At 65.4% G+C, this 25,118-nt stretch carries 17 protein-coding genes; 6 read left to right on the top strand and 11 right to left on the bottom strand.

Annotated elements, in window-relative coordinates; genetic code table 11:
• Positions 1-98: 98 nt before the first annotated feature.
• The 3 genes from ACFRAH_RS01355 to ectB form a co-directional block, all read right to left on the bottom strand.
• On the bottom strand, positions 99-4,469 hold the full coding sequence (locus tag ACFRAH_RS01355; RefSeq protein ID WP_377989115.1) for a Pls/PosA family non-ribosomal peptide synthetase: 4,371 nt from the start codon (positions 4,467-4,469) through the stop codon (positions 99-101).
• Positions 4,470-4,512: 43 nt separating this feature from the next.
• Positions 4,513-5,859 carry an aspartate kinase gene (locus ACFRAH_RS01350; protein ID WP_377989114.1) on the bottom strand — a complete coding sequence of 449 codons (1,347 nt, stop codon included), beginning with the start codon at positions 5,857-5,859 and terminating at the stop codon, positions 4,513-4,515.
• A 235-nt stretch (positions 5,860-6,094) separates the two neighbouring features.
• Entirely contained in the window at positions 6,095-7,366 is a 1,272-nt protein-coding gene (ectB, locus tag ACFRAH_RS01345) for a diaminobutyrate--2-oxoglutarate transaminase (protein ID WP_377989201.1), read from the bottom strand.
• A 401-nt stretch (positions 7,367-7,767) separates the two neighbouring features.
• Here ectB and ACFRAH_RS01340 point away from each other — a divergent pair, with 401 nt between their 5' ends.
• Complete coding sequence (locus ACFRAH_RS01340) at positions 7,768-8,862, top strand: M20/M25/M40 family metallo-hydrolase (RefSeq protein ID WP_377989113.1); 1,095 nt, start codon at positions 7,768-7,770, stop codon at positions 8,860-8,862.
• 22 nt (positions 8,863-8,884) lie between these two features.
• Here the strand turns inward: ACFRAH_RS01340 and ACFRAH_RS01335 are convergent, their stop codons facing one another.
• Positions 8,885-9,748 carry a 4'-phosphopantetheinyl transferase family protein gene (locus ACFRAH_RS01335; RefSeq protein WP_377989112.1) on the bottom strand — a complete coding sequence of 288 codons (864 nt, stop codon included), beginning with the start codon at positions 9,746-9,748 and terminating at the stop codon, positions 8,885-8,887.
• Positions 9,749-9,812: 64 nt separating this feature from the next.
• Here ACFRAH_RS01335 and ACFRAH_RS01330 point away from each other — a divergent pair, with 64 nt between their 5' ends.
• Positions 9,813-10,313, top strand: a complete 501-nt coding sequence (locus ACFRAH_RS01330) for a GNAT family N-acetyltransferase (protein WP_377989111.1) — start codon at positions 9,813-9,815, stop codon at positions 10,311-10,313.
• Positions 10,306-11,661 (top strand): alpha/beta fold hydrolase, encoded by a 1,356-nt coding sequence (locus tag ACFRAH_RS01325; RefSeq protein WP_377989110.1) that lies wholly within the window; start codon positions 10,306-10,308, stop codon positions 11,659-11,661. The genes ACFRAH_RS01330 and ACFRAH_RS01325 overlap by 8 nt, the downstream gene beginning before the upstream one ends.
• A 72-nt stretch (positions 11,662-11,733) precedes the next feature.
• Here ACFRAH_RS01325 and ACFRAH_RS01320 read toward each other — a convergent pair whose 3' ends face one another.
• The 3 genes from ACFRAH_RS01320 to coaE form a co-directional block, all read right to left on the bottom strand.
• The gene (locus ACFRAH_RS01320) at positions 11,734-12,759 is read right to left on the bottom strand and encodes a TerC family protein (protein ID WP_377989109.1); all 1,026 of its coding nucleotides are present in this window, start codon (positions 12,757-12,759) and stop codon (positions 11,734-11,736) included.
• A 195-nt stretch (positions 12,760-12,954) separates the two neighbouring features.
• Positions 12,955-15,081 carry an excinuclease ABC subunit UvrB gene (gene uvrB / locus ACFRAH_RS01315; RefSeq protein WP_377989108.1) on the bottom strand — a complete coding sequence of 709 codons (2,127 nt, stop codon included), beginning with the start codon at positions 15,079-15,081 and terminating at the stop codon, positions 12,955-12,957.
• Between the two features lie 60 nt (positions 15,082-15,141).
• Positions 15,142-16,410: a dephospho-CoA kinase gene (coaE, locus tag ACFRAH_RS01310; protein ID WP_377989107.1), complete on the bottom strand. Its 1,269-nt coding sequence runs from the start codon at positions 16,408-16,410 to the stop codon at positions 15,142-15,144.
• A gap of 203 nt (positions 16,411-16,613) precedes the next feature.
• Here coaE and ACFRAH_RS01305 point away from each other — a divergent pair, with 203 nt between their 5' ends.
• Both ACFRAH_RS01305 and ACFRAH_RS01300 read left to right on the top strand, forming a co-directional pair.
• Positions 16,614-17,300, top strand: coding sequence for an IMPACT family protein (locus tag ACFRAH_RS01305; protein WP_377989106.1), 687 nt, complete (start codon positions 16,614-16,616; stop codon positions 17,298-17,300).
• 78 nt (positions 17,301-17,378) lie between these two features.
• A complete protein-coding gene (locus tag ACFRAH_RS01300) occupies positions 17,379-17,945 on the top strand; it encodes a type 1 glutamine amidotransferase domain-containing protein (protein ID WP_377989105.1) in 567 nt (188 codons plus the stop codon).
• Between the two features lie 147 nt (positions 17,946-18,092).
• Here ACFRAH_RS01300 and rpsA read toward each other — a convergent pair whose 3' ends face one another.
• The 3 genes from rpsA to polA form a co-directional block, all read right to left on the bottom strand.
• Positions 18,093-19,568, bottom strand: coding sequence for a 30S ribosomal protein S1 (gene rpsA / locus ACFRAH_RS01295; protein WP_159632080.1), 1,476 nt, complete (start codon positions 19,566-19,568; stop codon positions 18,093-18,095).
• Between the two features lie 192 nt (positions 19,569-19,760).
• Positions 19,761-21,062 carry a GNAT family N-acetyltransferase gene (locus ACFRAH_RS01290; RefSeq protein WP_377989200.1) on the bottom strand — a complete coding sequence of 434 codons (1,302 nt, stop codon included), beginning with the start codon at positions 21,060-21,062 and terminating at the stop codon, positions 19,761-19,763.
• Between the two features lie 70 nt (positions 21,063-21,132).
• The gene (gene polA / locus ACFRAH_RS01285) at positions 21,133-23,772 is read right to left on the bottom strand and encodes a DNA polymerase I (protein WP_377989199.1); all 2,640 of its coding nucleotides are present in this window, start codon (positions 23,770-23,772) and stop codon (positions 21,133-21,135) included.
• A 178-nt stretch (positions 23,773-23,950) separates the two neighbouring features.
• Between polA and ACFRAH_RS01280 the strand changes: the two genes are divergently transcribed.
• Positions 23,951-24,487, top strand: coding sequence for a hotdog fold thioesterase (locus ACFRAH_RS01280; RefSeq protein WP_377989104.1), 537 nt, complete (start codon positions 23,951-23,953; stop codon positions 24,485-24,487).
• A gap of 31 nt (positions 24,488-24,518) precedes the next feature.
• Here the strand turns inward: ACFRAH_RS01280 and ACFRAH_RS01275 are convergent, their stop codons facing one another.
• Positions 24,519-25,067: a dihydrofolate reductase family protein gene (locus ACFRAH_RS01275; protein WP_377989103.1), complete on the bottom strand. Its 549-nt coding sequence runs from the start codon at positions 25,065-25,067 to the stop codon at positions 24,519-24,521.
• Positions 25,068-25,118 lie beyond the last annotated feature (51 nt).

The raw sequence follows: 25,118 nt of genomic DNA, 5'->3' as shown, positions 1-25,118 counted from the left end.
CCGTCGGTACCGGTTTCTGATGCTTGGCGGTAGCCGGACTCAGCGGCGGGCGGGTTCCGGCAATGGAAGACGGTACTTCCACTGGGCTGGCATCTTCGTCACCGTGACACCATCCTCCGGTGCCGGTGGGAGCTGGCGTGGGACCTCCGGTGAGCATCTTCCCGCAAGGCCGCCACGGCGTCGTTCCGCCCGGCCGCCGTTGCCCGATGGCGGGGGTGCACGGCTGCCACGGCCTCAGGCTGCCGCTCAACCGGCGCCCTGCCTGTAGCCGCCCTGTCCGGTGCCTGGTTGTCGACAAGTGCCCTGTGGCGCGGGCTGGAGGAAACTTCCGGTGAAGGCGCCATGATGCGTCGCGGCGGGGTCACGTCCCGGGCCGGGTTGCCCACAAACACGGAGTCCTCCGGAACTTCGGCGCCTTTCATCAGGAAGGCGTCGGCCCCGACGGTTGATCCGTTGCGCATCGTCACTCCGTAGTGGACAAATGCCTCCACGCCGAGGCAGCACCGGTCGCCCAGGACGATGTAGCCGGACTTGAAGGTTCCGTCCTCCAGGGAATGTCCCTGCATGATGGAGCCTTCGTTGAAGGCGCAATCGTCGCCGATGGTTACGAGTGTCTTCTCCGGGATGCCGGTGCCGGCGTCGTAAAGGCGTTTGCCGACTTTGACGCCCAGCAGCCGCCAGACCATGGGCTTGAACGGTGTCCCGTTGAAGGGCGCTGCGGTCATCAGCTTCCAGAGGCGTTCGTGATGCCAGAAGTAGCGGTCGTAAATGGAACAGTACTGGGGTTTCAGGGGGCGGAAGCCCAGGATGGCGTGCTCCACGAGAGCGGAAAAAAATATCCGGAACAGCAGGAAGGCCACCATGGACAGTGACAGCGCCAGTACACCCAGGACTCCGTGGGCGGCGACGGCAACGGCGCTGCTGAGCGTGGCGGCGAATACCCAGAACCAGTTCTCGGCCAGGAAGAGCACCATGGTCACGATGTTGTGCCGGTTTTTCGCGGGGAGCAGCCGGTTCTTCGCTTCCTCGGTCTTGAGTTCGTCGAACCGGGCATCGCGCTGGACGGACCGTGGAATTTCGAACGCCGGCGAACCCAGCAGTCCGACGTCGGTCCGCACCGGCCCGTCGATCGGAACCATCACCTTCGTGGCCAGGAGGCAGTTCTCGCCCACGCGCGAACCGATGGGAATCGTGAGGTGATTTCCCAGGAAATTGCGGCCCGCGATCCGCACCCGGGACACTCGGAACGATGTGCTGGAGAAGTCGGCGTTCATGATGTTGACGGCGTCGGAGACCATTGTTCCCGTTCCGACTGTGGTCAGGAAGGGGGATTCGTGGGCGATGGCGGGGCCGAAGTTGGATCCCGTCTGCTCGATTTTGCAGAGGTTGTAACCCAGGGCCTGCAGGTAGTGCACGATGTACGAGCTGTCGCCGAAGATGTTCAGATACAGCGAGGCGTTGGAAATCCGGGAGATCATCCGCTGGATGGAAAAATGCACTCCGTAGAGCGGGTAGACCTTGTCCGGTTTGAGGAAGAGGTTGAGCAGCCGCGGAACACCGAGGACAAAGAGCATTCCGCCGATGAGACCGGTGAGAAACAGGACCAAGGTCACGGCCATGATCTGGAGCAGGAAATTCAGGTCTCCCAGGCGGAGGTTTTCGGGATCCAGATAGGGGGGCAGTAGATTGCTGAGCCCGACGACGGCGACCGGAACCACCACCACAAACCGGCTCGTCAGCTGGAACAGGCTGAAGATCACCTTCCGGCGCGTGGTGAGGCGCACAGGAGGAACGCGGCGGTAATTCGCGCTGGTGCGGGCTGCGGGGGAACCGTGCCAGACCTCACCGTCCGGTATGGACTCCGACGTCTGCAGCGCGGAGGCGTGCCCGAGCTGAGTGTCGTTGCCCATCGAAGACCAGATGTCGAGCGTGGTGTTCTCCGATAGCAGGACGTTGCTGCCGAGCGTCACGCGTCCGGTCTCGATGACGCCCGGGCGGGCGCGGTAGCAGAGGAAAAAGGAGTTCTTGTGGATCACGGTATTCTCGCCCACCGTCAGCAGGTCCGGACACGCCGGCACGTGCCGCGAGAAGATCACCGCGCCTTTGCCGATGTTTGCCCCGAGCATGCGCAGGTACAGCACATACAGCGGTGAACCGGCAAAGAACACCAGCGGGTTCGCCCGTGTCAGCGTCTTCACCAGCCAGAACCGGATGTAGTCCAGGCTCCACATCCTGATTTGCCGGGGCTTCCACCGGCCGATCAGGACCCATTTCAGCAGCACCGGGGTCAGGGAGAGCAACAGGAACATGGCGGCGCCGAGAGCGACGGAACGCAGCCAGGTGTCGAACAGGTTGCTGCCGGTGGTCGTCCAGCCAAAGCCGACAACCACCAGCCACGCGGCGTACGTGGTGTAGCCCAGGAAAATAGCCAGCTGGATGGCGCCGCACACGATGTACTGGAATGTACCCGGAAGCGGCACGGCCGGCTCACCGGGCACGTCGGGCCCGGACTGCGCGGGCCGCGCGGCACTTTCCGCTTCAGACACGGGTTCTGCGGCCGTGAGCACCAGAGCGAGCTGGCGGACTGTGGGGTTCTGGTAAACGTCCTGGATCGCCGGTGGCGTAAGGCCGGTGTTGCGTCTGACCCGGGCACAGAACTGGGCCATCAGCAGGGAGTTGGCACCGAGGTCACTGAAGAAGTGCGCGTCGGCCGACACCCGGTCCAGGCCCAGGATCGCCCCCAGCTGCTCGGCCAGCGAGAGTTCGGCCGGCGTCCCGGGAGCGGCATAGCTTCCGGTCGCGGCCAGGCTGACCCGCGCGGCCGGACGCGGCAGCCGCTTCCGGTCGGCTTTGCCGCTGGCCATCATCGGAATGGTGTCGAGCTGCTCATAGTAGGCAGGCACCATATAGCCGGGAAGCCTCGTGCGAAGCATCTGGTAGATGTCCGGTGGATCCACGGTCCCGGCGTCATGGCGCAGCGTGAAGTAGGCCGCGAGTTCCACCAGCCCGGGCTCTGGTTCGAAAGTGTCGACCACCGCGTGTGCGATTCCCGGGAACTGCAAAAGGAAGGACTCTATCTCCGCGAGTTCAATCCGGTACCCGCGGATCTTGACCTGGGTATCAATGCGGCCCAGGTACTCGATTTCCCCGTCCTTGTTGATCCTGCCCAGATCTCCGGTGCGGTAGATCCTGCCTGACGGGTTGTTGCCGATGTTGAGGAAGTCGGGAACAAAGGCCTTCGCGGTCAGGTCCGGACGGTTGACGTAGCCCCGCGCAAGCCCGACGCCGGCGAGCCCGATCTCCCCCGACTCACCTTGTGGCAGCGACCGGCTTTCGGCGGGATCCAGGATGACGGCGGAGTAGGTGGGAAGCGGGACGCCCAGGGAAACAGGACCGTCCGGGTCCACGAGGGCCCAGGTGGCCGTGACCGTCGCCTCCGTCGGCCCGTAAACATTCAGGAAGCGCCGGCCGGGAATGTGCCAGCGGGTCACCAGGTCACGCGGGCACGCCTCGCCTGACACCAGCAGGAATCGCAGCTCGGGCAGGTCCTCGTCGATGGTGGCCAGCAGGGTGGGCACGCAGCACAGGGCGCTGATCCGTTTCGCCACCAGGTAGGAGGCAAGATCGGTACCCAGAAGCGTGGTGCCTGCAGGCTTGGGCACCAGCGTGGCCCCGGCGAGCCAGGAAACCCAGATTTCCTCAACAGAGAAATCGAAAGCGATGGTCATCCCCTGGTAGACGCGGTCGGCAGGCTCGATCCCGTAGAGGGCCGAGGCGACCCGCACGAAGTTGCAGATGCTCGCGTGCTCGATCGCGACGCCTTTCGGCCTGCCCGTGGATCCTGACGTGTAAATAATGTAGGCGAGCTCGTCCTTGGTTCCGCCAGGCAGGGAATCCTCCTCCAGCCGGTGAGGGTCCAGTGCGCCCACGTGCTCCCGGACATCGTCCAGGCATATTGTCAGCGCGGCCACTTCCGGCATCAGGTCCCGCAGGTGCGCCAGCGAGAGGACGGCCGTTACGTCGGCGTCTTCGACAATGTACTTGAGCCGGTCCGGCGGGAAGCCCGGATCCAGCGGCACATAGGCGGCGTGGATCTTAAGCACGCCAAGCATCGCCACATAGGACAAGGATGGCTGGTCGAACAGCAGGGCGATCCGGTCCCCCGGCCTGGCACCGCAGTCCAGCAGGTAGCGTGCCAGCTGGTTGGCGCGCCGGTCCAGTTCGGTGTAGGTAAGGACCGTGTCCTCGGCGTCAACGGCGAGCTGATCCGCGCGGCCCTGCTCTGCGAGGGTGTCGCAGCGGTCCTCAAACAGTTTGTTCAGCCTTTCTCCCTGGCTCCACCGTGCCACATGGTCGGGAAAGGCCGACGTCAGGACAGGTCCTTCCCCGTTCCGGGCTGGTGTCAGGATTCCGCGCAGCTCGGCGGGCCGGAGGCCGCCGCGGCTCCGCGTCTTCACATTTTTGGTCATGGTGCTGATTCCTTCATTGGAATTGGTCCCCTTGAGGCCGGCCCTATGCCCGCCGTGTCAGCTTGGCCGGCGCGGTCCGTGACGGATGTGGATAGCTTGCAGCGCGCGGGCCGCGGGCTGCTGCGAGCCGCGTGCCTCCTGACGCCTTTGCCGCGGCCGCGTCCGGGCTGAGGCCGAAGGCTGACCGCACTGCCCGGACTGCATTCTCCAGCTGGTCTGCCCGGGTCAGCGCGCCGAGGCCGGTCTCCGATATTTCGATGAGGTCCAGGTCCACCCGGGCCGTGGACAGTGCGGTGAAAAACGTGGAAAAGACCGCAGGGGATGACCTCATGCCGAGCCCGGACAGCATGACCTTGCCGGCGAGTCCGTTGTGGTGCAGCTCCTCGAAGCCGAGATCCGCCTGCCGGGCGCGGAGCAGGGAAAGGGCACCGGTGGCCTGGGCGGCAGGCAGTGAAAATACGACGTCGGCACGCCGGGCCGTGCCAGGCCTCTTCTCGACGACCGACTCGACGCTGATTCCCGGCTGGGACAGGCTGCGGAAAAGGGCCGACATGCTGGCCGCGTCATCGGGCAGTCCGGCAACGGTGATTTCCGCCAGCGCCTCGCAGCCGGAGACCTCGGTGATCACCGCCTGCTCGGGCGCCGGCCTTTGGAAGGGGCGCCGGTCAAGGCCGGGCAGGATCAGGGTTCCCATCTCGTCGGTGAAGGACGACCTGACGTGGATGGGAAGACCGAACCGGCGGGCATATTCAACGCTGCGCAGATGCATGACCTTGCTGCCGCAGGCAGCGAATTCGAGCATTTCCTCGCTCGACAGGGCGGCGATCTTTCGCGCCGTCGGAACTATGCGGGGGTCCGCGGTATAGACACCGTCCACATCGGTGTAGATCTCGCAGATGCCTGCTCCAAGAGCGGCGGCGAGTGCCACCGCTGTCAGGTCCGAGCCGCCCCGCCCCAGTGTGGTCACCCGCCGGCCTTTCTGGGTCCTGCCCTGGAACCCGGCCACGATCGGCACGGTGTCATGGTCAAGGCAGGTCCGGATCCGTCCGGGCCGGACATCGGTGATGCGCGCTTTGCCGTGGACGCTGTCCGTTATCAGCCCGGCCTGGCTGCCGGTGAACGTCCGGGCAGCCTGGCCGCAGTCCATCAGGGCCATCGCCAGCAGTGACGACGAGACGGCCTCCCCCATGCTGAGCAGGGAGTCCAGCGCTCCTGGATTCGGCTTCTGGGAAACACCGGCTGCCAGTTCACACAGCTGGTCGGTGGTATCTCCCATGGCGGACACGACCGCCACCACCTGGTATCCCGCCTCACGCGTCTTGGCTATCCTGCGGGCGGCCCGGCAAATGCCGGCCGCGTCGGCTACCGACGAACCGCCGAACTTCTGCACGATGAGCGAGCCTCTGGGAACTGTAGGACCAGCGTCCTCATAAACGGAGCGGGTCCACTCGGCCCAAAGCGGTGCCTTGGCTGTGGCTTCGGCTGGACTTCCAGGCGGTGATGAACCGAAGGAACCGTCATCTGCCGGATGGTCAAAGGGCATGCTCATTTGGATTACCCGCGTTCCTTACGTCGTTGTACGGCGGTTTTTCCTGGTCAGGCACAATCTGGCGACGCCTGCGAAGTCAGGCGACAGTTTTCAGTACGGTCCTGCGGCCGGTGACAGCTTCGGCCGCTCCGGCAAGGATCGCCAGGCCGCGGCCCATGTCCTCGGCGCTGATGGTGAGCGCCGGCATGGTCTTGAGCACCTCATCGTCCGGACCCGAGGTCTCCACCAGAAGGCCGCGGGCAAAAGACTCGGCTGCGATCTTCCCGGCCGCCTTGTGGTCGTCGTAATGGATTCCGGCCAACAGGCCCCGGCCCCTCACGGTGGCTCCCTCGGCTCCGTCTGCAATCCGGGCCAGCCCGGCGTGCAGCTGGTCCGTGCGCGCCGCGATCCTGGCTTCGATATGGCCGTCCTGCCAGAAGTGCTCCAGCGCTGCAGCACCCGTGACAAACGCCAGGTTGTGCCCGCGGAAGGTCCCGTTGTGTTCCCCCGGCTTCCAGATATCCAGTTCACGTTTGAACAGGGTGAGGGCCAGCGGCAGCCCGAAGCCTGAAATGGATTTGGAGAGGCACACGATGTCCGGGACGATGCCTGACTCCTCAAAACTGAAGAAAGTCCCCGTCCGTCCGCATCCGGCCTGGACATCGTCCACGATGAGCAGGATCCCGTGCTGGTGGCAGATGTCGGAAAGCTCCCGAAGCCAGGCGGCGCGCGCCGCCCTGAGACCGCCCTCGCCCTGGACAGTTTCAACTATGATGGCCGCCGGCTTTTCCATGCCCGACCCACGGTCGTCCAGGGCCAGGCGGAGCCATTGGAAGTCGGGCCCGCCGCCATCGAGGAAGCCGTCGTACGGGATGCTGGATGCGTTGGCCAGCGGAACGCCGGCGCCGTGCCGCTTCATGGAATTGCCCGTCACGGCGAGCGAGCCAAGGGTCATCCCGTGGAATGCGTTAGTGAAACCCAGGACGTGCGGACGCCCGGTTACCTTTCTGGCCAGCTTCAGTGCTGCCTCTACGCAGTTCGTGCCGGTGGGCCCGGGAAACATGACCTTGTAGTCGAGATCCCGCGGTTTCAGGATCAGCTCATAAAACGTTTCCAGGAACCGGCGCTTGGCGGCAGTTTTCATGTCCAGGGAGTGGACCACCGCTCCGGACAGCAAATATTCCACGAGCGGGCGAAGAAGCGCCGGGTGGTTGTGGCCGTAGTTCAGGGCGCCGGCGCCTGAGAAGAAATCGACGTACTCGCGCCCGTCCTCGCTGTAGATCATGCTGCCGGCCGCACGTTCGAACACGGTGTTCCAGTGACGGCAATAGCTACGGACTTCGGATTCCAGGGATTCAAAAATATCCATCATGGGGGATGTTCCTGCCAGCTTGTGTGTGAAGGGTGGCGGACATCTGCGTCCAGACCCAGTTCACTTTTCAAGAAGAGCCGCGCACAGCGGCATGTATGGAACACTGCGGCCACCGCTATTTCCCCAGCAGCGAATACCTGGCTTCCCCACCGCGAGTGATTCCGGGATGCAGTTGAGGCTTCAAACCTGCTGGTTCGACAGTAGGCAGATTTCGTGGCCCACCGCAACCACTCTGAGTACCTATATCCGGGACCCGGCCAGTACCTGCTTACTCGCACACGCAGCCAATTCCGCGGCGTCCTACCTGACTGTTGACAAAGTCCTTCCGGGCGCCCGGAAGCAGGCGGTAACTTTCTATCATGGACGCGTTCCGATCGACGCGCAGATCCCGAAAAACCATGGCAGGGACCGTATTTGCTGTGGCCGTCGTGTTACTGGCGGCGTGTTCGTCACCTGCCCAGCGGGCCCCCGAGACGCCGGCTGTGACCCTGCCGGCGGATGAATCGCCCCGGTCACCCTCCCGGTCAGCCCCGCCGACGCCGACGGCTGCGCCAGAGACTGTCACGCCCGCGCCGAAGGCGAAGGCCAGCCAGGTACATGCTGCCTTCGCCGGCAGGAACCTGATGAAGGACCTCGAGGCTCTGCAGAAGATCGCCGATGCGGCTGGTGGAAACCGGGCGGCGGGCACCTCAGGCTACGAGGCATCCGGCCGATATGTTGAGGAACAGCTCCGTGCCGCCGGGTACAAGCCTGTCCGGCAGGTCTTCACGTACCGGGACGACAACCGTGAGGCAGACGTTGAAACCTTCAACATCCTTGCAGACACCGCGGGTGATCCGGCCCACACGATCGTGGTGGGCGGGCACCTCGACTCCGTGCGCCGCGGACCCGGGATCAACGACAACGGCAGCGGCGTTGCCGCCATGCTCGAAACGGCCCGCTGGATGGCTGAAACGGGAGTCAAGCCGAAAAACAGGGTGCGCTTTGCCTTCTGGGGCGCCGAAGAGGTTGATCTGCTGGGTTCCAAGCACTATGTGGACTCCCTAAGCAACACCGAAATCTCCCAGACGATGTTGAACCTCAATCTGGACATGGTTGCCTCGCCCAACGGCGGAAGGTTCGTCCACGACGGTGACGGCTCCACCTTCGGGAAGGCGGGGCCTGCCGGCTCGGACGGTATCGAGCGCACCTTCATGGACTATTTCGCACAGAATGGATTGGCGGCCGAGGCCACGGTGTTTGACGGCGGCTCCGACTATCAGCCTTTCCTGAGGGCCGGTATCCCGACGGGCGGGCTGTTCAGCGGCGATGTCGACTCAAAGACCTCAGAGCAGGTCGACGAATTCGGCGGCGTCGAGGACGACGATCTCGATCCCTGCTATCACAAGAGTTGCGACACCATTGCGAACATCGATCCGAAGCTGCTGAACGAAATGGCTGGTGCCCTGGGCTACGCCACGATGGCCTACGCGATGATGGCCCGCCCTGACTGAGGCCGGGAACCGGGGCTGCGGGCTAAAGACGAGGCTTCAGAAGAACCGCCACTGCCGCAGTGAAGGAATCCGGCAGCCCCACTGCAGCCGGGTCGACGGCGTCGACCAGCCAACGATGATGGCCGCCTTCCTGGCCCCCCACCAGAGGCATACCCGTCGTAAGACGCCCGGCCGGCGCCGGACCATCTGCTTGCGCCAGCCAATCTGCTTGCGCCTCCATAAAGGCCGGCAGCAAAGGCACCGGACCGGCAACGTCCACGAGACCGGGGTCGACGACGGCCAGCCCCCTGCCCACCGCCTTGAGCACTGCCTCTTTGCGCGTCCACAGGCGTGCCTGGGTACCCGGCCGGAGTGCGGGCTCTACCCCCCGAACGTGGTGCCGTTCTCGCTCCGAAAGGGCTACCTCACCGAAACCGTCGAAGGCGGCGGCTGCGCTCCCCTCCAGGTCGACGCCGACGCCCAGCACCTGCTGGTCTGTTGTTGCGGCCAGCAGGCACCAGTCCTCCGCCCGGCTCAGGCTCGCGAGGATGGTAGGCCCGGACGGGCCGGCCCGGTACCGGGGCATTCCGTGCACGTGGTCATCCCTCGCGCATTCCCGGCAGATGTAGTCGGCCTGCAGCGCGTCGGCGCTCACCCCTGCTGCCTCGGCGGCGTGGCGGCGCAGCGCTATGCGGCCGGCCAGGAACCTGTCCCGGTGGATCCCCGACGGAAACGAGGAGGCCAGCCGCTGCTCGGCGACGTCCAAGGTGCCGGCTTGGCGAAGATCGACGCCGGACAGTTGCACGGCTGCCAGCAGGATCCGCTGAACGCCTTGGTCCTCAACGCCTGGCTCTGCCGCCCTTTCCACACCGCCTCCGGAAGTATTGCTGCACTGTTGATAGGTCATCAGCCTATACGGCGGTGTCCGCTGCCGGCATGCCGCCGCGTCGGGACGCAGTAAGCTCGGACTCATGAGTGTAATCCGTCCCGCAACACCCGCCGACGTTCCCGTAATCCTGCAGATGATCCACGAACTGGCCGTCTATGAAAAGGAGCCGGACGCGGTCCGGAACACCCCCGGGATGCTCACCGAGGCGCTCTTTGGCAGCAACCCCCGCGTCTACGCCCACATGGCCGAGAACGAGGGCGGGGAGGTCCGCGGCTTCGCGCTCTGGTTCCTTAACTACTCAACGTGGGAAGGCGTGCACGGGATCTACCTCGAGGACCTCTACGTCACCCCGGAGGCCCGCGGCGAGGGCCACGGGAAGGCCCTTTTACAGCACCTGGCCGCGACCGCCGTCGACCGCGGTTACGCACGTGTTGAATGGAGCGTCCTGGACTGGAACGAGCCGTCCATCAACTTTTACCGGAAGCTAGGTGCCTTCCCGATGGAAGAATGGTCCACGTTCCGGCTGACCGGGTCGGCGCTGGCCGAATTCGGCAGCCGCCGCGGGGTCGATGTCCATGGCTGAGGCAGCGCTGGACGCCACTGTAAAGAATGGCACTGTCCACACAGTGCGCGCGCGGCACACGTTCCGCGGCATGCGCACGGCAGAACACTGCTTCACCGTGCCGCTGGACCATTTTGCCAGCGCGGACGGGGCCGGCGCGGCCGAGCCCATCACAGTTTTCGCCCGCGAATACGTCTCCAGCGAGCACACCGAGGCCGAGGCGGCCAGGCTTCCATGGCTCCTGTACCTGCAGGGCGGACCGGGCGGTCGCGGCAACCGCTTTGCCTCCCTGGGCGGGTGGAGCAAGGCAGCCGCCAAGGACTTCCGGATCCTGATGCTGGACCAGCGGGGCACCGGCCTCTCCTCCCCTGTTGACCGCAACACCCTGCCGCTGCGCGGGGACACGGCGGCGCAGGCCCGGTACCTTGAGCACTTCCGGGCCGACTCGATTGTTGCCGACGCCGAGCTGATCCGCGAGGCTCTCGGCTCGGAGCCGTGGACCGTCTATGGGCAGAGCTATGGCGGTTTCTGCGCGCTCACGTACCTGTCGTTCGCGCCCACCGGCCTGCGCGAGGTGCTGATCACAGGCGGCCTTGCCCCGCTGACCGGCCCGCCCGAGCGCGTCTACCGCGAGACCTTCGGGCGGGTGGCGGCGCGCAACGCGGAGTACTTCGGCTGGTACCCCGAGGACCGGGAAGCCGTGAACCGCATCGCCAGCCACCTCCGCAGCACGGAGGAACGCCTTCCGGACGGTTCCCCCCTTACGGTCGAGCGGTTCCAGATGGTGGGGTCCTTCCTCGGCGGGAACACGCGGGTGGACAGCCTGCATAACCTGCTGGAGGACGCCTTCGTGGACACACCCGGCGGCCCGCGGCTCTCAGACCCGTTCCTGGAACAGATCCGTCCCCTGGTCTCGCGGGCGGCCAACCCCCTGTATGCACTGATGCACGAGTCCATTTACGGCCAGGGCACGGCCACCGGTTGGGCGGCCTGGCGCGTCCTTGAGGAGTTCCCGGAGTTCCGCCCCGATGCTGCCGACCTGCTACTGACCGGCGAGATGGTCTACCCGTGGTACTTCGAGCAGGACCCGGCCCTCCGCCCGCTGAAGGAGGTGGCCGAACTGCTGGCATCCAAGGCTGACTGGAAACCGCTGTATGACACCGCGCAACTGGCCGCGAATATCGTTCCGGCGGCTGCAGCCGTATACCGCGGCGACATCTATGTGGACTACGGGCTCTCCATGGAAACCGCCGCGGCCGTCCGCAAGCTGAATACGTGGGAAACCGGCGAGTTCCACCACGATGGCATCGCCGACGACGGCGAGGCCATCTTCGGCCGCCTGCTCGGCATGGTCCGCTCGGCCCGCTGAGCCCTGTACGGGGCAAAGCAACCCCGGCCACCTGGTGGCCGGGGTTGCTTTTCATGCATGGGGAGACGAACCCTAGTCGACGTCGCTCAGGCTCTTGCGGGCGTCCTCTTCGAGGCGCTCGTCCAGTTTGGCCTTCTGCGCGCCGGAGCTGACCAGGCTGGCGATCACGGCGATGATGATGGTGCCGATGATCACTGCAAGGGACACGTAGGTCGGAATCTCCGGGGCCCATTCAATGTGGTGGCCGCCGTTGATGAAGGGCAGCTCGTTGACGTGCATGGCGTGCAGGACCAGCTTCACGCCGATGAAGGCCAGGATGATGGACAGCGCGTGCTTCAGGTAGACGAGGCGGTTCATCAGGCCGCCCAGCAGGAAGTACAGCTGCCGCAGGCCCATCAGGGCGAAGATGTTCGCCGTGAAGACGATGAAGGCGCTCTGCGTCAGGCCGAAGATGGCAGGGATGGAGTCGACAGCGAACAGCAGGTCGGTCATGCCGATGGTGACGAAAACGATCACCATCGGGGTGAAGACCTTCTTGCCGTCGACCGTGGTGCGCAGCTTGCCGCCGTCGAACTTCTCGGACATCGGGATGACCTTGCGGAGCTTGGCGATGAGGGCATTTTCCTTGTCCTCTTCGTCCTCACCCTCGTCCTGCGCCTGCTTCCAGGCGGTCCAAAGGAGGAAAGCACCAAAGATGTAGAAGACCCAGCTGAACTGCTCGATCACGATGGCGCCAAGCATGATGAAGATGCCGCGCAGGATCAGCGCGATGATGATGCCCACCATCAGCACTTCCTGCTGGTACTTACGCGGCACCGAGAAGCGGGCCATGATGATGATGAAGACGAACAGGTTGTCGATGCTGAGGCTGTACTCAGTCACCCAACCGGCCACGAACTGGCTGCCGTACTCGGGTCCCGTGAACATGAACATGGCACCGGCGAACACGAGGGCCAGTGCCACATAGAAGGCCACCCAGAGGCCGGCTTCCTTCATGGAGGGTTCGTGCGGACGGCGCACCACCAGAAGCAGGTCCATAAGCAGGATGATGCCGAGGACGACGAACGAGCCGACCTCGAACCAGACGGGAAGTTCCACAAAAATGCCTTTCGCAGGGTACAGAAAACCGGTGTAAGTCTCTCCGGCGAACCTGTGCACTTTGTGCTGATGTGGCTGCCCGCTACGCCCGGCAAGGCATCTGTGCCCTGCGTGTTGACGTTCGTAGCGCTTGGGATACTCCCCTACGTGAGCTCAACTTTACCCTAGAGGCACGGCCGCGCGCGCCACGTGACGCTAGGCGTGCCCAGCCGACTGCATCTGGCGCAGTTCCTTCTTCAGCTCGGACACTTCGTCGCGGATCCGGGCCGCCACCTCAAACTGCAGTTCGGCGGCTGCGCCGTGCATCTGCTCGGTCAGCTGTTCGATCAGTCCCACCAGATCCTCGGCCGGCGCCGCTGCCAGTCCGTCGGCGCGGACCATGGCGGCGCCCTTCTTGGCCCCCTGGCCTGCCCTGGGCTTGGCAGCTGAGGTAATACCGCGCTTGCCCTTGCCGTAGTCGAAGCTGCCCAACAGCGCATCGGTGTCCGCATCCTCCTTGGCCAACTGGTCCGTGATGTCAGCGATCTTCTTCCGCAGCGGCTGCGGATCGATGCCGTTTTCCGTGTTGTACGCCACCTGGATGGCGCGGCGCCTGTTTGTTTCGTCGATGGCGTGCGCCATGGAATCAGTAATGCGGTCCGCATACATGTGGACCTGTCCCGAGACGTTACGGGCTGCACGGCCGATGGTCTGGATCAGCGACGTGGACGAACGGAGGAACCCCTCCTTGTCCGCATCCAGGATGCTCACCAGCGAAACCTCGGGCAGGTCAAGGCCTTCCCGGAGCAGGTTGATGCCCACCAGGACGTCGAACGTGCCCATCCGCAGTTCCCGGAGGAGTTCCACACGGCGGAGGGTGTCCACGTCGGAGTGCAGGTACTCCACCTTCACTCCGTGGCCCAGCAGGTAGTCTGTGAGGTCCTCCGCCATCCGCTTGGTGAGCGTGGTGACCAGGACGCGTTCGTTCTTCTCCGTCCGGGTCTTGATTTCGCCGAGCAGGTCATCGATCTGGCCTTTGGTGGGCTTGACGACCACTTCGGGGTCGATCAGGCCCGTGGGCCGGATGATTTGCTGCACAAAGCCGTCAGCCTTGCCGAGTTCGTACTTACCGGGCGTGGCGGACAGGTAGACGGTCTGGCCCGTGCGTTCGAGGAACTCATCCCATTTGAGCGGACGGTTGTCCATGGCCGAGGGCAGGCGGAAGCCGAAGTCCACGAGGTTCCGCTTGCGCGACATGTCGCCCTCATACATGGCGCCGATCTGGGGCACCGTGACGTGGGATTCATCGATCACCAGCAGGAAGTCGTCCGGAAAGTAGTCGAGCAGGCAATGCGGGGCTGTCCCGCGGGCACGGCCGTCAATGTGCGAGGAGTAATTCTCGATGCCGTTGCAGAATCCCATCTGCTGCATCATCTCGAGGTCGTAGGTGGTGCGCATCCGGAGCCGCTGGGATTCCACGAGCTTGTTCTGGCTTTCCAGGACCTGCAGCCGTTCGGCAAGTTCATCCTCGATCCGCTTGATGGCACGGGCCATCCGCTCAGGTCCGGCGACGTAGTGCGAGGCGGGGAAAACGTACATCTCCTCTTCATCCCGGATCACCTCGCCGGTCAGCGGATGCAGGGTGTGGATGTTTTCGATCTCATCCCCGAAAAATTCGATCCGGATGGCCAGTTCCTCGTACATGGGGATGATTTCCACGGTGTCCCCCCGTACGCGGAAGGTGCCGCGGTGGAAGTCCATGTCGTTGCGCACGTACTGCATGGAGACGAATTTCCGCAGGAGATCGTCGCGGTTCATCTCGGCGCCCTTGCGGAGCGTGACCATGCCGGCGATGTATTCCTCCGGCGTACCCAGGCCATAGATGCAGGAGACGGTGGCCACCACGATGACGTCGCGGCGGGTCAGCAGGGCGTTGGTGGCCGAGTGGCGGAGACGTTCCACTTCCTCGTTGATGGAGGAGTCCTTCTCGATGAAAGTGTCCGTCTGCGCCACGTAAGCCTCAGGCTGGTAGTAGTCGTAGTAGGACACGAAGTACTCCACAGCATTATTGGGAAGCAGTTCGCGGAACTCGTTGGCCAGCTGTGCAGCCAGGGTCTTGTTCTGCACCATTACGAGCGTGGGCCGCTGGATCTGCTCCACCAGCCATGCGGTGGTGGCGCTCTTGCCTGTACCGGTGGCGCCGAGCAGGACCACGTCCTTCTCGCCGTTCTTGATGCGTTCGGTGAGTTCGGCGATGGCCGCCGGCTGGTCACCTGCCGGCTTGAATTCGCTGATGACCTCGAAGGGCGCAACGACGCGGTTGATCTCCTGCGCAAGACTCATGTATCTAATCTACAGCCGGGCACTGACAGGAACTGATGATTCAGCTTTGGGCTGTACGGGTCAGCTTTGCGCTGAGTTTGAGGAGACGGGGCTGGCAGAGTCAAAGCCGCGGGAGGTGGAAATGTACGACGGCGGCTGCCAGCCGCTGCTTTCGGCCCACCGTTCCATTCCTGGTACCGCGACCTCACGGAACCAGGCCTCCTTGTCTTCTGCGTAGCCTGCGGTGGTGGCGTCAGAGGCATGCTGCGCGGCCACGCGCCGTTTCTCGGCGGCGTATTCCCCGCGCGCGGCAGGGTCGGCGCGCAGCCAGTCGCGGAAGCACAGGGCAAACCGCCAGCCCGGCGAGCCTGCCACCCGCACGTGAAGATTCACCGGACGCGCAGGATCAGCGTTGCCATGCAGGCGCTTGGACCAGGCGGCGGGGTCCGGACGTCCGGGCAGCTGGCTGTCCATGAGGATGCCCGGCCAGAGCGGGAACCCGGCGGCGCCAAGCAGGGGCGCAATGCGGTCAGCCGTCGCGAGGTCAGCCACGGCGAGCTGCAGGTCGATGACGTCCTTCGCCTCGAGGCCGGGAACCGCCGTCGAACCGATGTGGTCCACGGCCAGGACGTCCTCCGGGGCCGCGGCCTGCAGCCGCCCGGCCAGGCTGGCAGCCTGGCGCTCCCAGTCGGAGTGGGGGGCCGCCAGGACGGGCGCGCCGCTGCGGGCCGCCACCGTGCCCTGGCTGATGTTCCGCGCGAACGGCAGGAGGCGTTCGTTCCACAGCCGGTCCACCGCGGCCAGCAGTTCCCCGCGTGTTCCGGAATTGGGAAGAACCACGTCCGCGGCGTCGAGGCGGTCCTGCCGGGATGCCTGGGCGGCCATCCGCGAACGGGCGTCCGCTTCGGTCATGCCGCGGTGCTCGGTCATGCGCTGCAACCGGACGTCCTCCGGCGCATCCACCACCAGCACAAGGTGGAAGGTGTTCTGCTGTCCGGTTTCCACCAGGAGCGGGATGTCCTGCACCACCACCGCGCCCTCCGGCGCGGCAGCGATCACCGCCGCGGCGCGTTCACGCACCAGCGGGTGGACGATGCCATTGAGCTCCGCGCGCCGTTCCGGCTCCTGGAAAACGATGGCCCCGAGCCGGGGCCGGTCAAGCCTCCCGTCGCCGTCGAGGATCTCCGGCCCGAATGCGGCCACGACGGCGGCAAGGCCCGGAGTGCCGGGTTCCACGACTTCCCGCGCGATAGCGTCGGCGTCGACGAGCACCGCCCCCAGTTCCTCCAGGCGAGTTGCCACCAGTGACTTCCCCGAGGCGATGCCGCCCGTCAACCCAATCTTCAGCACTCCCCAAGACTAATCCCCGCTGCCTCCCCAATCTCGCAAGCTCGATTGGGGCCCCTCGGCAGCGTGGGCCCACCCACCGCATCCCTAACCTCGCTCCGCTCGGCCAGGGAACCCTGGCGGTGTGGGCCCATCCGCCGTATCCCACTCCCGCAAGCTCGATTGGGGAACCCTGGCGGCGTGGGCCCATGTCCTAGACTTGGGCGGTGCAAGAGCAAGAGAGCAGGTTATCCGCGTACACCACGCTCGCCGCCGGCGACGGCTTCCGCCACGAGATCGAGGTCAAGCGGTCCCGTTTCATCACCGTGCTGCGGCGGGCGGACAGCGAAGACGCCGCCCGCTCCCTGGTGTCGGAGCTCCGCCGTGAGTTCCACGACGCCCGGCACCACTGCTCCGCGTTCGTGCTGGGGCCCGACCGGGACATCCAGCGTTCCAGCGACGACGGCGAACCCTCCGGCACCGCCGGGATCCCCATGCTGGAGGCCCTCATCCGGCGGGAGACCGCGCCCGGGGTGACGGACCTCAGCGACGTAAGTGCCGTCGTCGTGCGTTACTTTGGCGGCATCCTGCTCGGTGCCGGCGGGCTGGTGCGTGCCTACTCCGATTCCGTCTCGACGGCACTGGAGCTGGCTCCGATGGTGCAGCGCCGGCGGCTGCGGATCTGTGCCGTGCGGGTACCGCATGCCGCGGCCGGGCGCCTCGAAAACGACCTTCGCAGCGCGGGCTATGCCATGGCCGAGACAGGCTACGAGGCCCAGGCCACGGTGCTGCGCCTCGCCCTGCCGGACTCACCGGGTGACCTGGCGGCGGCCGCCGACCGCCTGGCCGCCATGACCGCCGGAAGCGCCGCCCTCCAGCCTGAGGGCGCGGAGTGGATTGACGTCCCGCACTGACGGAAAATCATCAGCTTGCTTATGAGTTTCGGCTTTCCTAGGGTGGACCTGTAAGGCATCACAGGAAAAGGAGGACTCATGTCAGAGCACAACATCAACGGCAAGAGGATCGCATTTCTGCTGACGGACGGCGTGGAGCAGGTTGAACTGACCAGCCCGTGGGACGCCGTCAAAAACGCCGGCGGCGAGCCTGTACTGGTGGCCCCGAAAAGCGGCAAGCTCCAGGGTTTCAAGGGCGTCGAAAAGGGCGACACCTTCGACGTGGACCTGGTCCTGAAGGACGCCAACGCCTCGGACTTCCACGCCCTGGTCATTCCGGGCGGCGTGGTGAACGCCGACCATCTCCGGGTGGACAAGTACGCACAGGCATTTGCGCGGAGCTTCTTCGAGCAGCACAAGCCGGTGGCGGCCATCTGCCACGGCCCATGGCTGCTCATTGACGCCGGCGTCGTCAAGGGCAAGAACCTCACTTCGTACCACACGCTGGCCACGGATCTGCGGAATGCGGGCGCCAACTGGAGTGACCAGGAAGTGGTGGTGGGCCAGGGTTTCGTGACCAGCCGGAAGCCCGATGACCTCCCCGCGTTCAACGCCAAGGTGCTGGAGGAAATCGCGGAGGGTGAGCACGCCGGGCAGACGGCCTGACGCCGCCCAAGCCAACCGGGGCGACCGGCACCACAAAGCCCGCCGGCAACAAAAAAGGTGGCCGCCCCCTTTCGGGGACGGCCACCTTTTTACTGCTTTTCAGCGCTGCTGGCGTTCAGCCAGCGCCGGCCGAAGAAGCACAGGCAATTAGTTGCCGGTCAGCTTCTCGCGCAGAGCGGCAAGAGCCTCGTCCGAAGCAAGCGTGCCTGCACCGGAATCGGTGGCAGCCGGCTCGGAGGAGTAGCTGGTGGTGCCGGAGTCGCTGTCACCGGACGTCGCAGCAGCGGCGTCGTCGGCAGCGTGCTGGGCAACCTGCTTCTTGTGGGCTTCCCAGCGGGTCTGGGCGTCAGCGTACTGCTGCTCCCAGGCGGCGCGCTGGTTCTCGTAGCCTTCAAGCCACTCGTTGGACTCGGGGTCGAAGCCCTCGGGGTACTTGTAGTTGCCCTCTTCGTCGTACTCGGCGGCCATGCCGTACAGAGCCGGATCGAACTCGGTGCTGTCGGCGTCAACGCCCTCGTTCGCCTGCTTGAGGGAGAGGGAGATGCGGCGGCGCTCGAGGTCGATGTCGATGACCTTGACGAACAGTTCGTCGCCAACGGAGACAACCTGCTCAGCCAGCTCAACGTGGCGGACGGCCAGCTCGGAGATGTGAACGAGGCCTTCGATGCCGTCTTCGACGCGGACGAACGCACCGAACGGAACGAGCTTGGTGACCTTACCCGGAACAACCTGGCCGAGGGCGTGGGTGCGGGCGAAGGTCTGCCACGGGTCTTCCTGCGTAGCCTTGAGCGACAGGGAGACACGCTCGCGGTCCAGATCCACTTCGAGGACCTCGACGGTGACTTCCTGGCCAACCTCGACAACCTCGGACGGGTGGTCGATGTGCTTCCAGGACAGCTCGGAAACGTGAACCAGGCCGTCTACGCCGCCCAGGTCCACGAAGGCACCGAAGTTGACGATGGAGGAAACGACGCCGGGACGGACCTGGCCCTTTTCCAGCTTGTTGAGGAAGGTGGAGCGGACCTCGGACTGGGTCTGCTCGAGCCAGGCACGGCGGGACAGCACAACGTTGTTGCGGTTCTTGTCCAGCTCGATGATCTTGGCTTCGATCTGCTGACCGATGTACGGAGCCAGGTCGCGCACACGGCGCATCTCGACGAGGGATGCGGGCAGGAAGCCGCGCAGACCGATGTCGAGGATAAGACCACCCTTGACAACCTCGATGACGGTACCGGTGACAACACCGTCTTCTTCCTTGACCTTCTCGATGTCGCCCCAGGCGCGCTCGTACTGAGCACGCTTCTTGGAGAGGATCAGGCGGCCTTCTTTGTCTTCCTTGGTGAGCACCAGGGCTTCGACCTGATCGCCAACGGAGACGACGTCTCCGGGGTCAACGTCGTGCTTGATGGACAGCTCGCGGGAGGGGATGACACCTTCGGTCTTGTAACCGATGTCGAGCAGAACTTCGTCGCGGTCGACCTTGACGACGGTACCTTCGACGAGGTCTCCGTCGTTGAAGTACTTGATGGTGGCGTCGACAGCTGCGAGGAAGTCCTCAGCGGTACCGATGTCGTTAATGGCGACTACGGGGGTACCGGGCTTCTCGGTGGAGGTGATGGTCATGTAGTAGGGGCTCCGTTGTGGATAGTTAGTCGGTCAGGCAAACCGCCGCGCCCGCGTTATGGAACGCAGGCGCAGGTGCGGGCACTCCGGAAGGAAGTGCCTGGTCATCCTGATTTTGTGGATTAAAGAAAAAGCATGCACGCAGTACACGCCCGTTTATTCTAGTGGCAAGCCACAACCGGGGTCAAAGCGCTAGAAATGTGTCAGGCAGTGCGGCGGACGTTCGACGGCGAACATCCGGGCGGCGCGGAACGCGGCCCCCGGCGTGTGCTCCAGGAGGCGTCCCGACGCCGCCAGGGTGACGGGGCTGACCCCGCCCAGGTAGAGCGCGGACAGCACGGAGATATCGAGTTCGATGTCAGACGCACTGGCGTCCGGCGCCTGGTCGCCCGCAGCCGTGACGACGGCTGTGCCGCCCTCCGCGTCCAGCACGAAGGTCCCGCCGGTAAGGCCGAGGGAGTCGGCGACTTTCAGCACCAGCCGTCCGTCGGCCGGGTAATGGCGGGCTTCCAGCGCCTGTTTCACGTCGAGGATCCGGAGCCAGAGCATGTCCCTCGCCGCCGAGGCTTCCACGCAGCGGGCATCTTCGAGGGCCCACCGCAGCGGATCGTCCACCGGCGCTTCCTCCCACGTGACCCGGTCCACCAGGTCGATGGCGGCGAGGTACTGCCACAGCTCGAGGTACGCCGCACCGGTCGCCGCGACCAGGTCCACGACCTCCATGGTGTAGGGGGCGCTGGCCCAGCCCGCAAATTTATAGGAGACGTAGCCGTCCACGCCGCCGTCGGGCCCGTAGTGCAGCGCCACCTTGACCTTCGGGTCTTCGCCGCCGTCGCGGCTGACGGACCCCGAGGCCAGCTGCCGGTAAAACTCGTGCCGGCGGATGGAACCGGGGGTGTTGCGGTGCACCCGGTCGAAGACGTCCGGTGCCAGCTCCAGGAGGACTTTGGGGTCGGCGACCTCGACGCTGCCCACCGGGGTGTGGTTGAGCCTGAAACGCGCCGTGGTGTCCACCTTCACTGACTGCTCGGACGTGGCAACGCCGAACCCGAACCTGCCGTAGATCGAAGCCTCGGAGGCCGTGAGGGCTGCCATGGCCAGGCCGTTCGCCCGCGCCTGGGCCAGGTCCTCCCCCATCATCCTGCGCAGCAGGCCGCGGCGCCGGTGCGAGGTGCGGACCGTCACGGCAGTCACCAGCCGGGTGTCCAGCAACCGGCCAAAACCGATGTTCAGGGTCTTGTCCATGGTCCCGAAGGTGGCAACCGGCACGTCCGCGCCGAGCGAATGGCCGGCCACGGATCCGGTCTGGTACGCACCGGTCATGACACGCCCGTCTCTGCGCTGCAGCTCGATGCTCTTGTCCACGCGTTCGTCGCTGCGCCGGTCATCGTGGAAGCCGAAGGCCACCGCACGCATCCACGCAACCGACTCCGCGTACGCGGGATCGTCCTTGGCCGCCGCCTGGAACCGGCGGATTTCATAGTCCACGCTCAGATTAGACACAACCCCGAGCCTAGCCAACCGTTCCCCGTCCCGCCACCGGCAGGGCGGGGAACTGTTGAGGCTAGTGCCCGGCGTCGTACCAGCTGGCGCCGACGCCGATCTGGACTTCCAGCGGAACGCTCAGGTCCGCGGCGGCACCCATCTGCTCCGTGACGAGCTTTTCCACGGCCTCCCGCTCGCCCTTGGCCACTTCCAGCACGAGTTCGTCATGGACCTGCAGCAGCATCCGCGACTTGAGCCCCTGTGCGGCCAGTTCCGAGTGGACACCCAGCATGGCGCGCTTGATGATGTCCGCGGCGGAGCCCTGGATGGGAGAGTTCAGGGCGATGCGTTCGGCGTTTTCCCGAAGCTGGCGGTTGGTGCTGGTGAGGTCCGGCAGGTACCGGCGCCGGCCTTCAATGGTGGACGTGTAGCCGTCAACGCGGGCCTGGTCCACCACGCCGCGCAGGTAGTCGCGCACGGCACCGAAGCGGTCGAAGTAGTCCTTCATCAGCGTCCTGGCCTCATCCACCGAGATCTCGAGCTGCTTGGACAGTCCAAAGGACGTCAGCCCGTAGGCCAGGCCGTAGGACATCGCCTTGACCTTGGAGCGCATGGCGCTGGTGACCTCGGCCGGCGGCACGTGGAAGATGGACGAGCCCACGAATCGGTGCAGGTCCTCCCCCTCGCGGTAGGCCTGGATCAGGCCGGCATCGCCGGACAGGTGCGCCATGATGCGCATTTCGATCTGCGAGTAGTCCGCGGACAGCAGGCATTCGTAGCCGTCGCTGACCACGAAGATGCCGCGCACGCGGCGGCCTTCCTCGCTGCGGATCGGGATGTTCTGCAGGTTGGGGTTGTTGGACGAGATGCGGCCGGTCGCGGCCACGTTCTGGGCGTAGGTGGTGTGGATGCGCCCGTCCTCGGCCACGGACTTCTTGAGCGTTTCCACCATCTGCCGCAGCTTTGCCGATTCGCGGTGCGCCATGAGCTGGACCAGGAATTCATGCCCGGTCTTCTCCAGCAGGTTCTTCAGGGATGCCGCGTCCGTGGTGTACCCAGACTTGATCTTCTTGGTCTTGGGGAGCTGCAGTTCCTCGAACAGGACAGTCTGCAGCTGCTTGGGCGAACCGAGGTTCACCTCGTGGCCGATCGCGGCGAAGGCCCGCTCCTGGGCGTCGTCGATCACCCGGGCGAGGTCCGCGAGCTGCTCGTCCATCAGCTCCATGGAGACGGCGATGCCAGCCTGCTCCATGACGGCCAGGACACCGGCCACCGGCAGCTCCAGCGTGGCCAGCAGGTCCTCGGCCTGGCGTTCCTGCAGTTCCGATTCAAAGAACCGGCTCAGTTTGTGGACGACGGCGGCCACCTGCACCAGCGCGCCGGACGCCGCGGCAGCGTCGTCGTCGAACTCCAGTTCCAGCTGGCCCGCCTTCGCGGCCTCGGCGGAAACGTGGACGTTCAGGTGGTGCTGGGCCAGCTCCGCCAGTTCATACGTGCGGCGGTCAGGCTCGATGAGGTAGGCGGAGATGGAGGTGTCGTCCACGACGCCTTCCAGTCCAAACCCGCGGTTGGCCAGCGCCTTCAGGGCAGCCTTGTAGCCGTGCACGACCTTCGGGGACCCTGCGTCCCGGAGCCACTGTGCCAGAACGTTTTCCGCCTCGGCGTCCAGGCCTGTGAGGTCCACGTAGCCGGCGGCATCGTCCCGCACGATGGCGACGGCGTCGGCGTCCTCGCCGATCCGGCCGGCGAGCACATCCACGGCGAGGGCTGACCGCTGGCCGGCACCTGCCTCGAGGAAGGTCCGGAGGGAGTCCGCATCCTGCAGCGTTGTGAAGTCGCGGCTTTCCAGGGTCTCGCGTTCGGCTTCCGTGACCTCACTGGCGTAAAGGTCAAAGAGCCGGGTGCGGATGGTCTTGAATTCGAGCTCATCGAAGAGCTCCTCCAGCGCCTGCTGGTCCGGCCGCGGATCGGCGAGCTCGTCCAGCGTCACCGGGAGGTCAAGGTCGGTGTGGAGCTGGTTGAGCTTGCGGTTGCGCTTGACGGCGTCCACGTTGGCCCGCAGCGAGTCTCCCACCTTCCCGCCGATGGCATCGACGTGTTCCAGCACGCCCTCGAGGCCCCCGTAGAGGTTGATCCACTTGGCTGCAGTTTTGGGCCCGACGCCGGGGACGCCCGGCAGGTTGTCCGCGGTCTCGCCCACCAGCGCGGCGAGGTCCGAGTACCGGGAGGGGCTGACGAAATACTTGTCCTCGACGGCTGCGGCGTCCATCCGCGGGATGTCGCTGACGCCCTTCTTCGGGTACAGCACGAACACGTTGTCGGTGATGAGCTGGAAGGCGTCGCGGTCGCCCGAGACGAGCAGGACCTCGTGGCCGGCCTTTTCACCCATCGCAGCGAGCGTGGCCAGGATGTCGTCCGCCTCGTAGCCGGGCATCTTGATGGTCTTAATGCCCCAGGCGCCCATGACTTTGTCAATGAGGTCGATCTGGCCGCTCATTTCCCGCGGCGTCTCGTTGCGGCCGCCTTTGTACTCGCTGTACTCGGCCTTGCGGTGAGTGGTGTCATCCGAGACGTCGAACGCGACCGCGATGTGGGTGGGCTTCTGCTCCTTGATCAGGTTGATGAGCATGGAGGTGAAGCCGTGGATCGCGTTGGTGTGCTGGCCCCGGGCGGTGGAGAACTTGTCCGCAGGGAGGGCGAAGAAGGCACGGAAGGCCATGGAGTGCCCGTCCAGCACCAGAAGCCGGGGCTGCTCCGTCAGGGGAACGACGGGGGCCTCGGTGGCAGACACCGAAGTGACGGCAGGATCGGACACCGGAATGTCCTGAAGGGTCTGGGTTGCGGACGGATTTGGGGCCGGTTTGGTTGTTTCACTCACAGGTGCCAGCCTAGTTGCCATGATGGACAATTTCACGCCCGGCCCTGCCGGTGAGGCCAGCCCCACAGAGGCCGGCCGGACCGCGGAAGCGCCTGCAGCCGTAGAAGCGCCGGCCGCCGTAGAAGCACAGTTCCGGGAAGAGCTCGTTGCCGCCGGCGTCCCGGAGCACCTGCACGACTGGCTCGCCGAGTACGGCATCGGAGCGCTGGTGGTGAAGATGGGGATCCGGTTCCTGGAGATGAGCCCCGAACGGTGCGTGGCCACGATGCCGGTGGAGGGGAACACCCAGGTGGCCGGGATCCTGCACGGCGGCGCCCATGTGGTGCTGGCCGAAACGCTGGGGTCGTTCGCCGCCGGGATGCACGCCGGCCCGGGCCGCCAGGCGCTGGGCATCGAGGTTGGCGCCACGCACCACCGAGCCGTTTCCGCAGGCACGGTGACCGGAACCTGCACGGCCATCCACCTGGGCCGGACGCTGACCACCCACGAAATCGTGATGACCGACGAGCAGGGACGGCGGCTGTCCACGGCGCGCATCACCAACCTCATCAGGTAGCGGCCGCAAACACCCTAACGTCCAGAGAGAACTAACGTTCAGGCCAGCTGTACCGGAGCTCCACGATCCCTCGCCCCTGGCTGCGTGCTTCCTGCAACTCGAGTGGCGCCGTCGGGCCTTGGACCAGGGGAAGCAGACGCTTGCCACTGCCGAGCACCACGGGGATGACCGAGACGATCAGTTCGTCCAGCAGGCCGGCGCCGGCGAACTCGGCGGCCAGCTCTCCGCCGCCCACCACCCAGATGTTCTTGCCGCCGGCGTCCCGCCAGAGGTCGTCCATGAATTCGGTTACCTCGCCGCGGACGAACGTGACGTCGGCCCCCGGCGGGGCGCTGAACTCGTGGTGCGTGAAGATCCAGCAGGGCGTCCCGGGGTAGGGCCAGTTGCCGGGTTCGTGCTCCATGAGCCACTCGTACGTGGTCCCGCCCATGACGATGCAGCCGACGCCGGCGATGAAGGCGTCGTAGCTTTCCTTGCCGCCTTCGAAGCCGTCAAACTGCAGCAGCCAGGCAAGGTCATCGTCTGCGGTGGCGATGAAACCGTCGAGGGAGGACGCAACGTAATACTGGACGCTCGGCATGCGCCCAGCCTAGCCATTCCCGTTCCCTCTTCCCAGAGGGACCAGCCCTTC

Origin of the sequence: Arthrobacter sp. NPDC056727 (assembly GCF_042790555.1) — a bacterium.
GTDB lineage: Bacteria > Actinomycetota > Actinomycetes > Actinomycetales > Micrococcaceae > Arthrobacter.
This window is presented reverse-complemented; position numbering and strand designations above follow the sequence as displayed.

Excerpts from the sequence above, each read along its gene's own strand:
- ACFRAH_RS01300 (WP_377989105.1), top strand. The coding sequence starts at position 17,379 with ATGTCAGAGCACAACATCAACGGCAAGAGGATCGCATTTCTGCTGACG.
- ACFRAH_RS01340 (WP_377989113.1), top strand. The coding sequence starts at position 7,768 with ATGGCAGGGACCGTATTTGCTGTGGCCGTCGTGTTACTGGCGGCGTGT.
- ACFRAH_RS01335 (WP_377989112.1), bottom strand. The coding sequence starts at position 9,748 with ATGACCTATCAACAGTGCAGCAATACTTCCGGAGGCGGTGTGGAAAGG.
- ACFRAH_RS01275 (WP_377989103.1), bottom strand. The coding sequence starts at position 25,067 with ATGCCGAGCGTCCAGTATTACGTTGCGTCCTCCCTCGACGGTTTCATC.
- ectB (WP_377989201.1), bottom strand. The coding sequence starts at position 7,366 with ATGGATATTTTTGAATCCCTGGAATCCGAAGTCCGTAGCTATTGCCGT.
- ACFRAH_RS01355 (WP_377989115.1), bottom strand. The coding sequence starts at position 4,469 with ATGACCAAAAATGTGAAGACGCGGAGCCGCGGCGGCCTCCGGCCCGCC.
- rpsA (WP_159632080.1), bottom strand. The coding sequence starts at position 19,568 with ATGACCATCACCTCCACCGAGAAGCCCGGTACCCCCGTAGTCGCCATT.
- uvrB (WP_377989108.1), bottom strand. The coding sequence starts at position 15,081 with ATGAGTCTTGCGCAGGAGATCAACCGCGTCGTTGCGCCCTTCGAGGTC.
- polA (WP_377989199.1), bottom strand. The coding sequence starts at position 23,772 with ATGGCCTTCCGTGCCTTCTTCGCCCTCCCTGCGGACAAGTTCTCCACC.
- ACFRAH_RS01330 (WP_377989111.1), top strand. The coding sequence starts at position 9,813 with ATGAGTGTAATCCGTCCCGCAACACCCGCCGACGTTCCCGTAATCCTG.
- ACFRAH_RS01280 (WP_377989104.1), top strand. The coding sequence starts at position 23,951 with ATGATGGACAATTTCACGCCCGGCCCTGCCGGTGAGGCCAGCCCCACA.
- ACFRAH_RS01325 (WP_377989110.1), top strand. The coding sequence starts at position 10,306 with ATGGCTGAGGCAGCGCTGGACGCCACTGTAAAGAATGGCACTGTCCAC.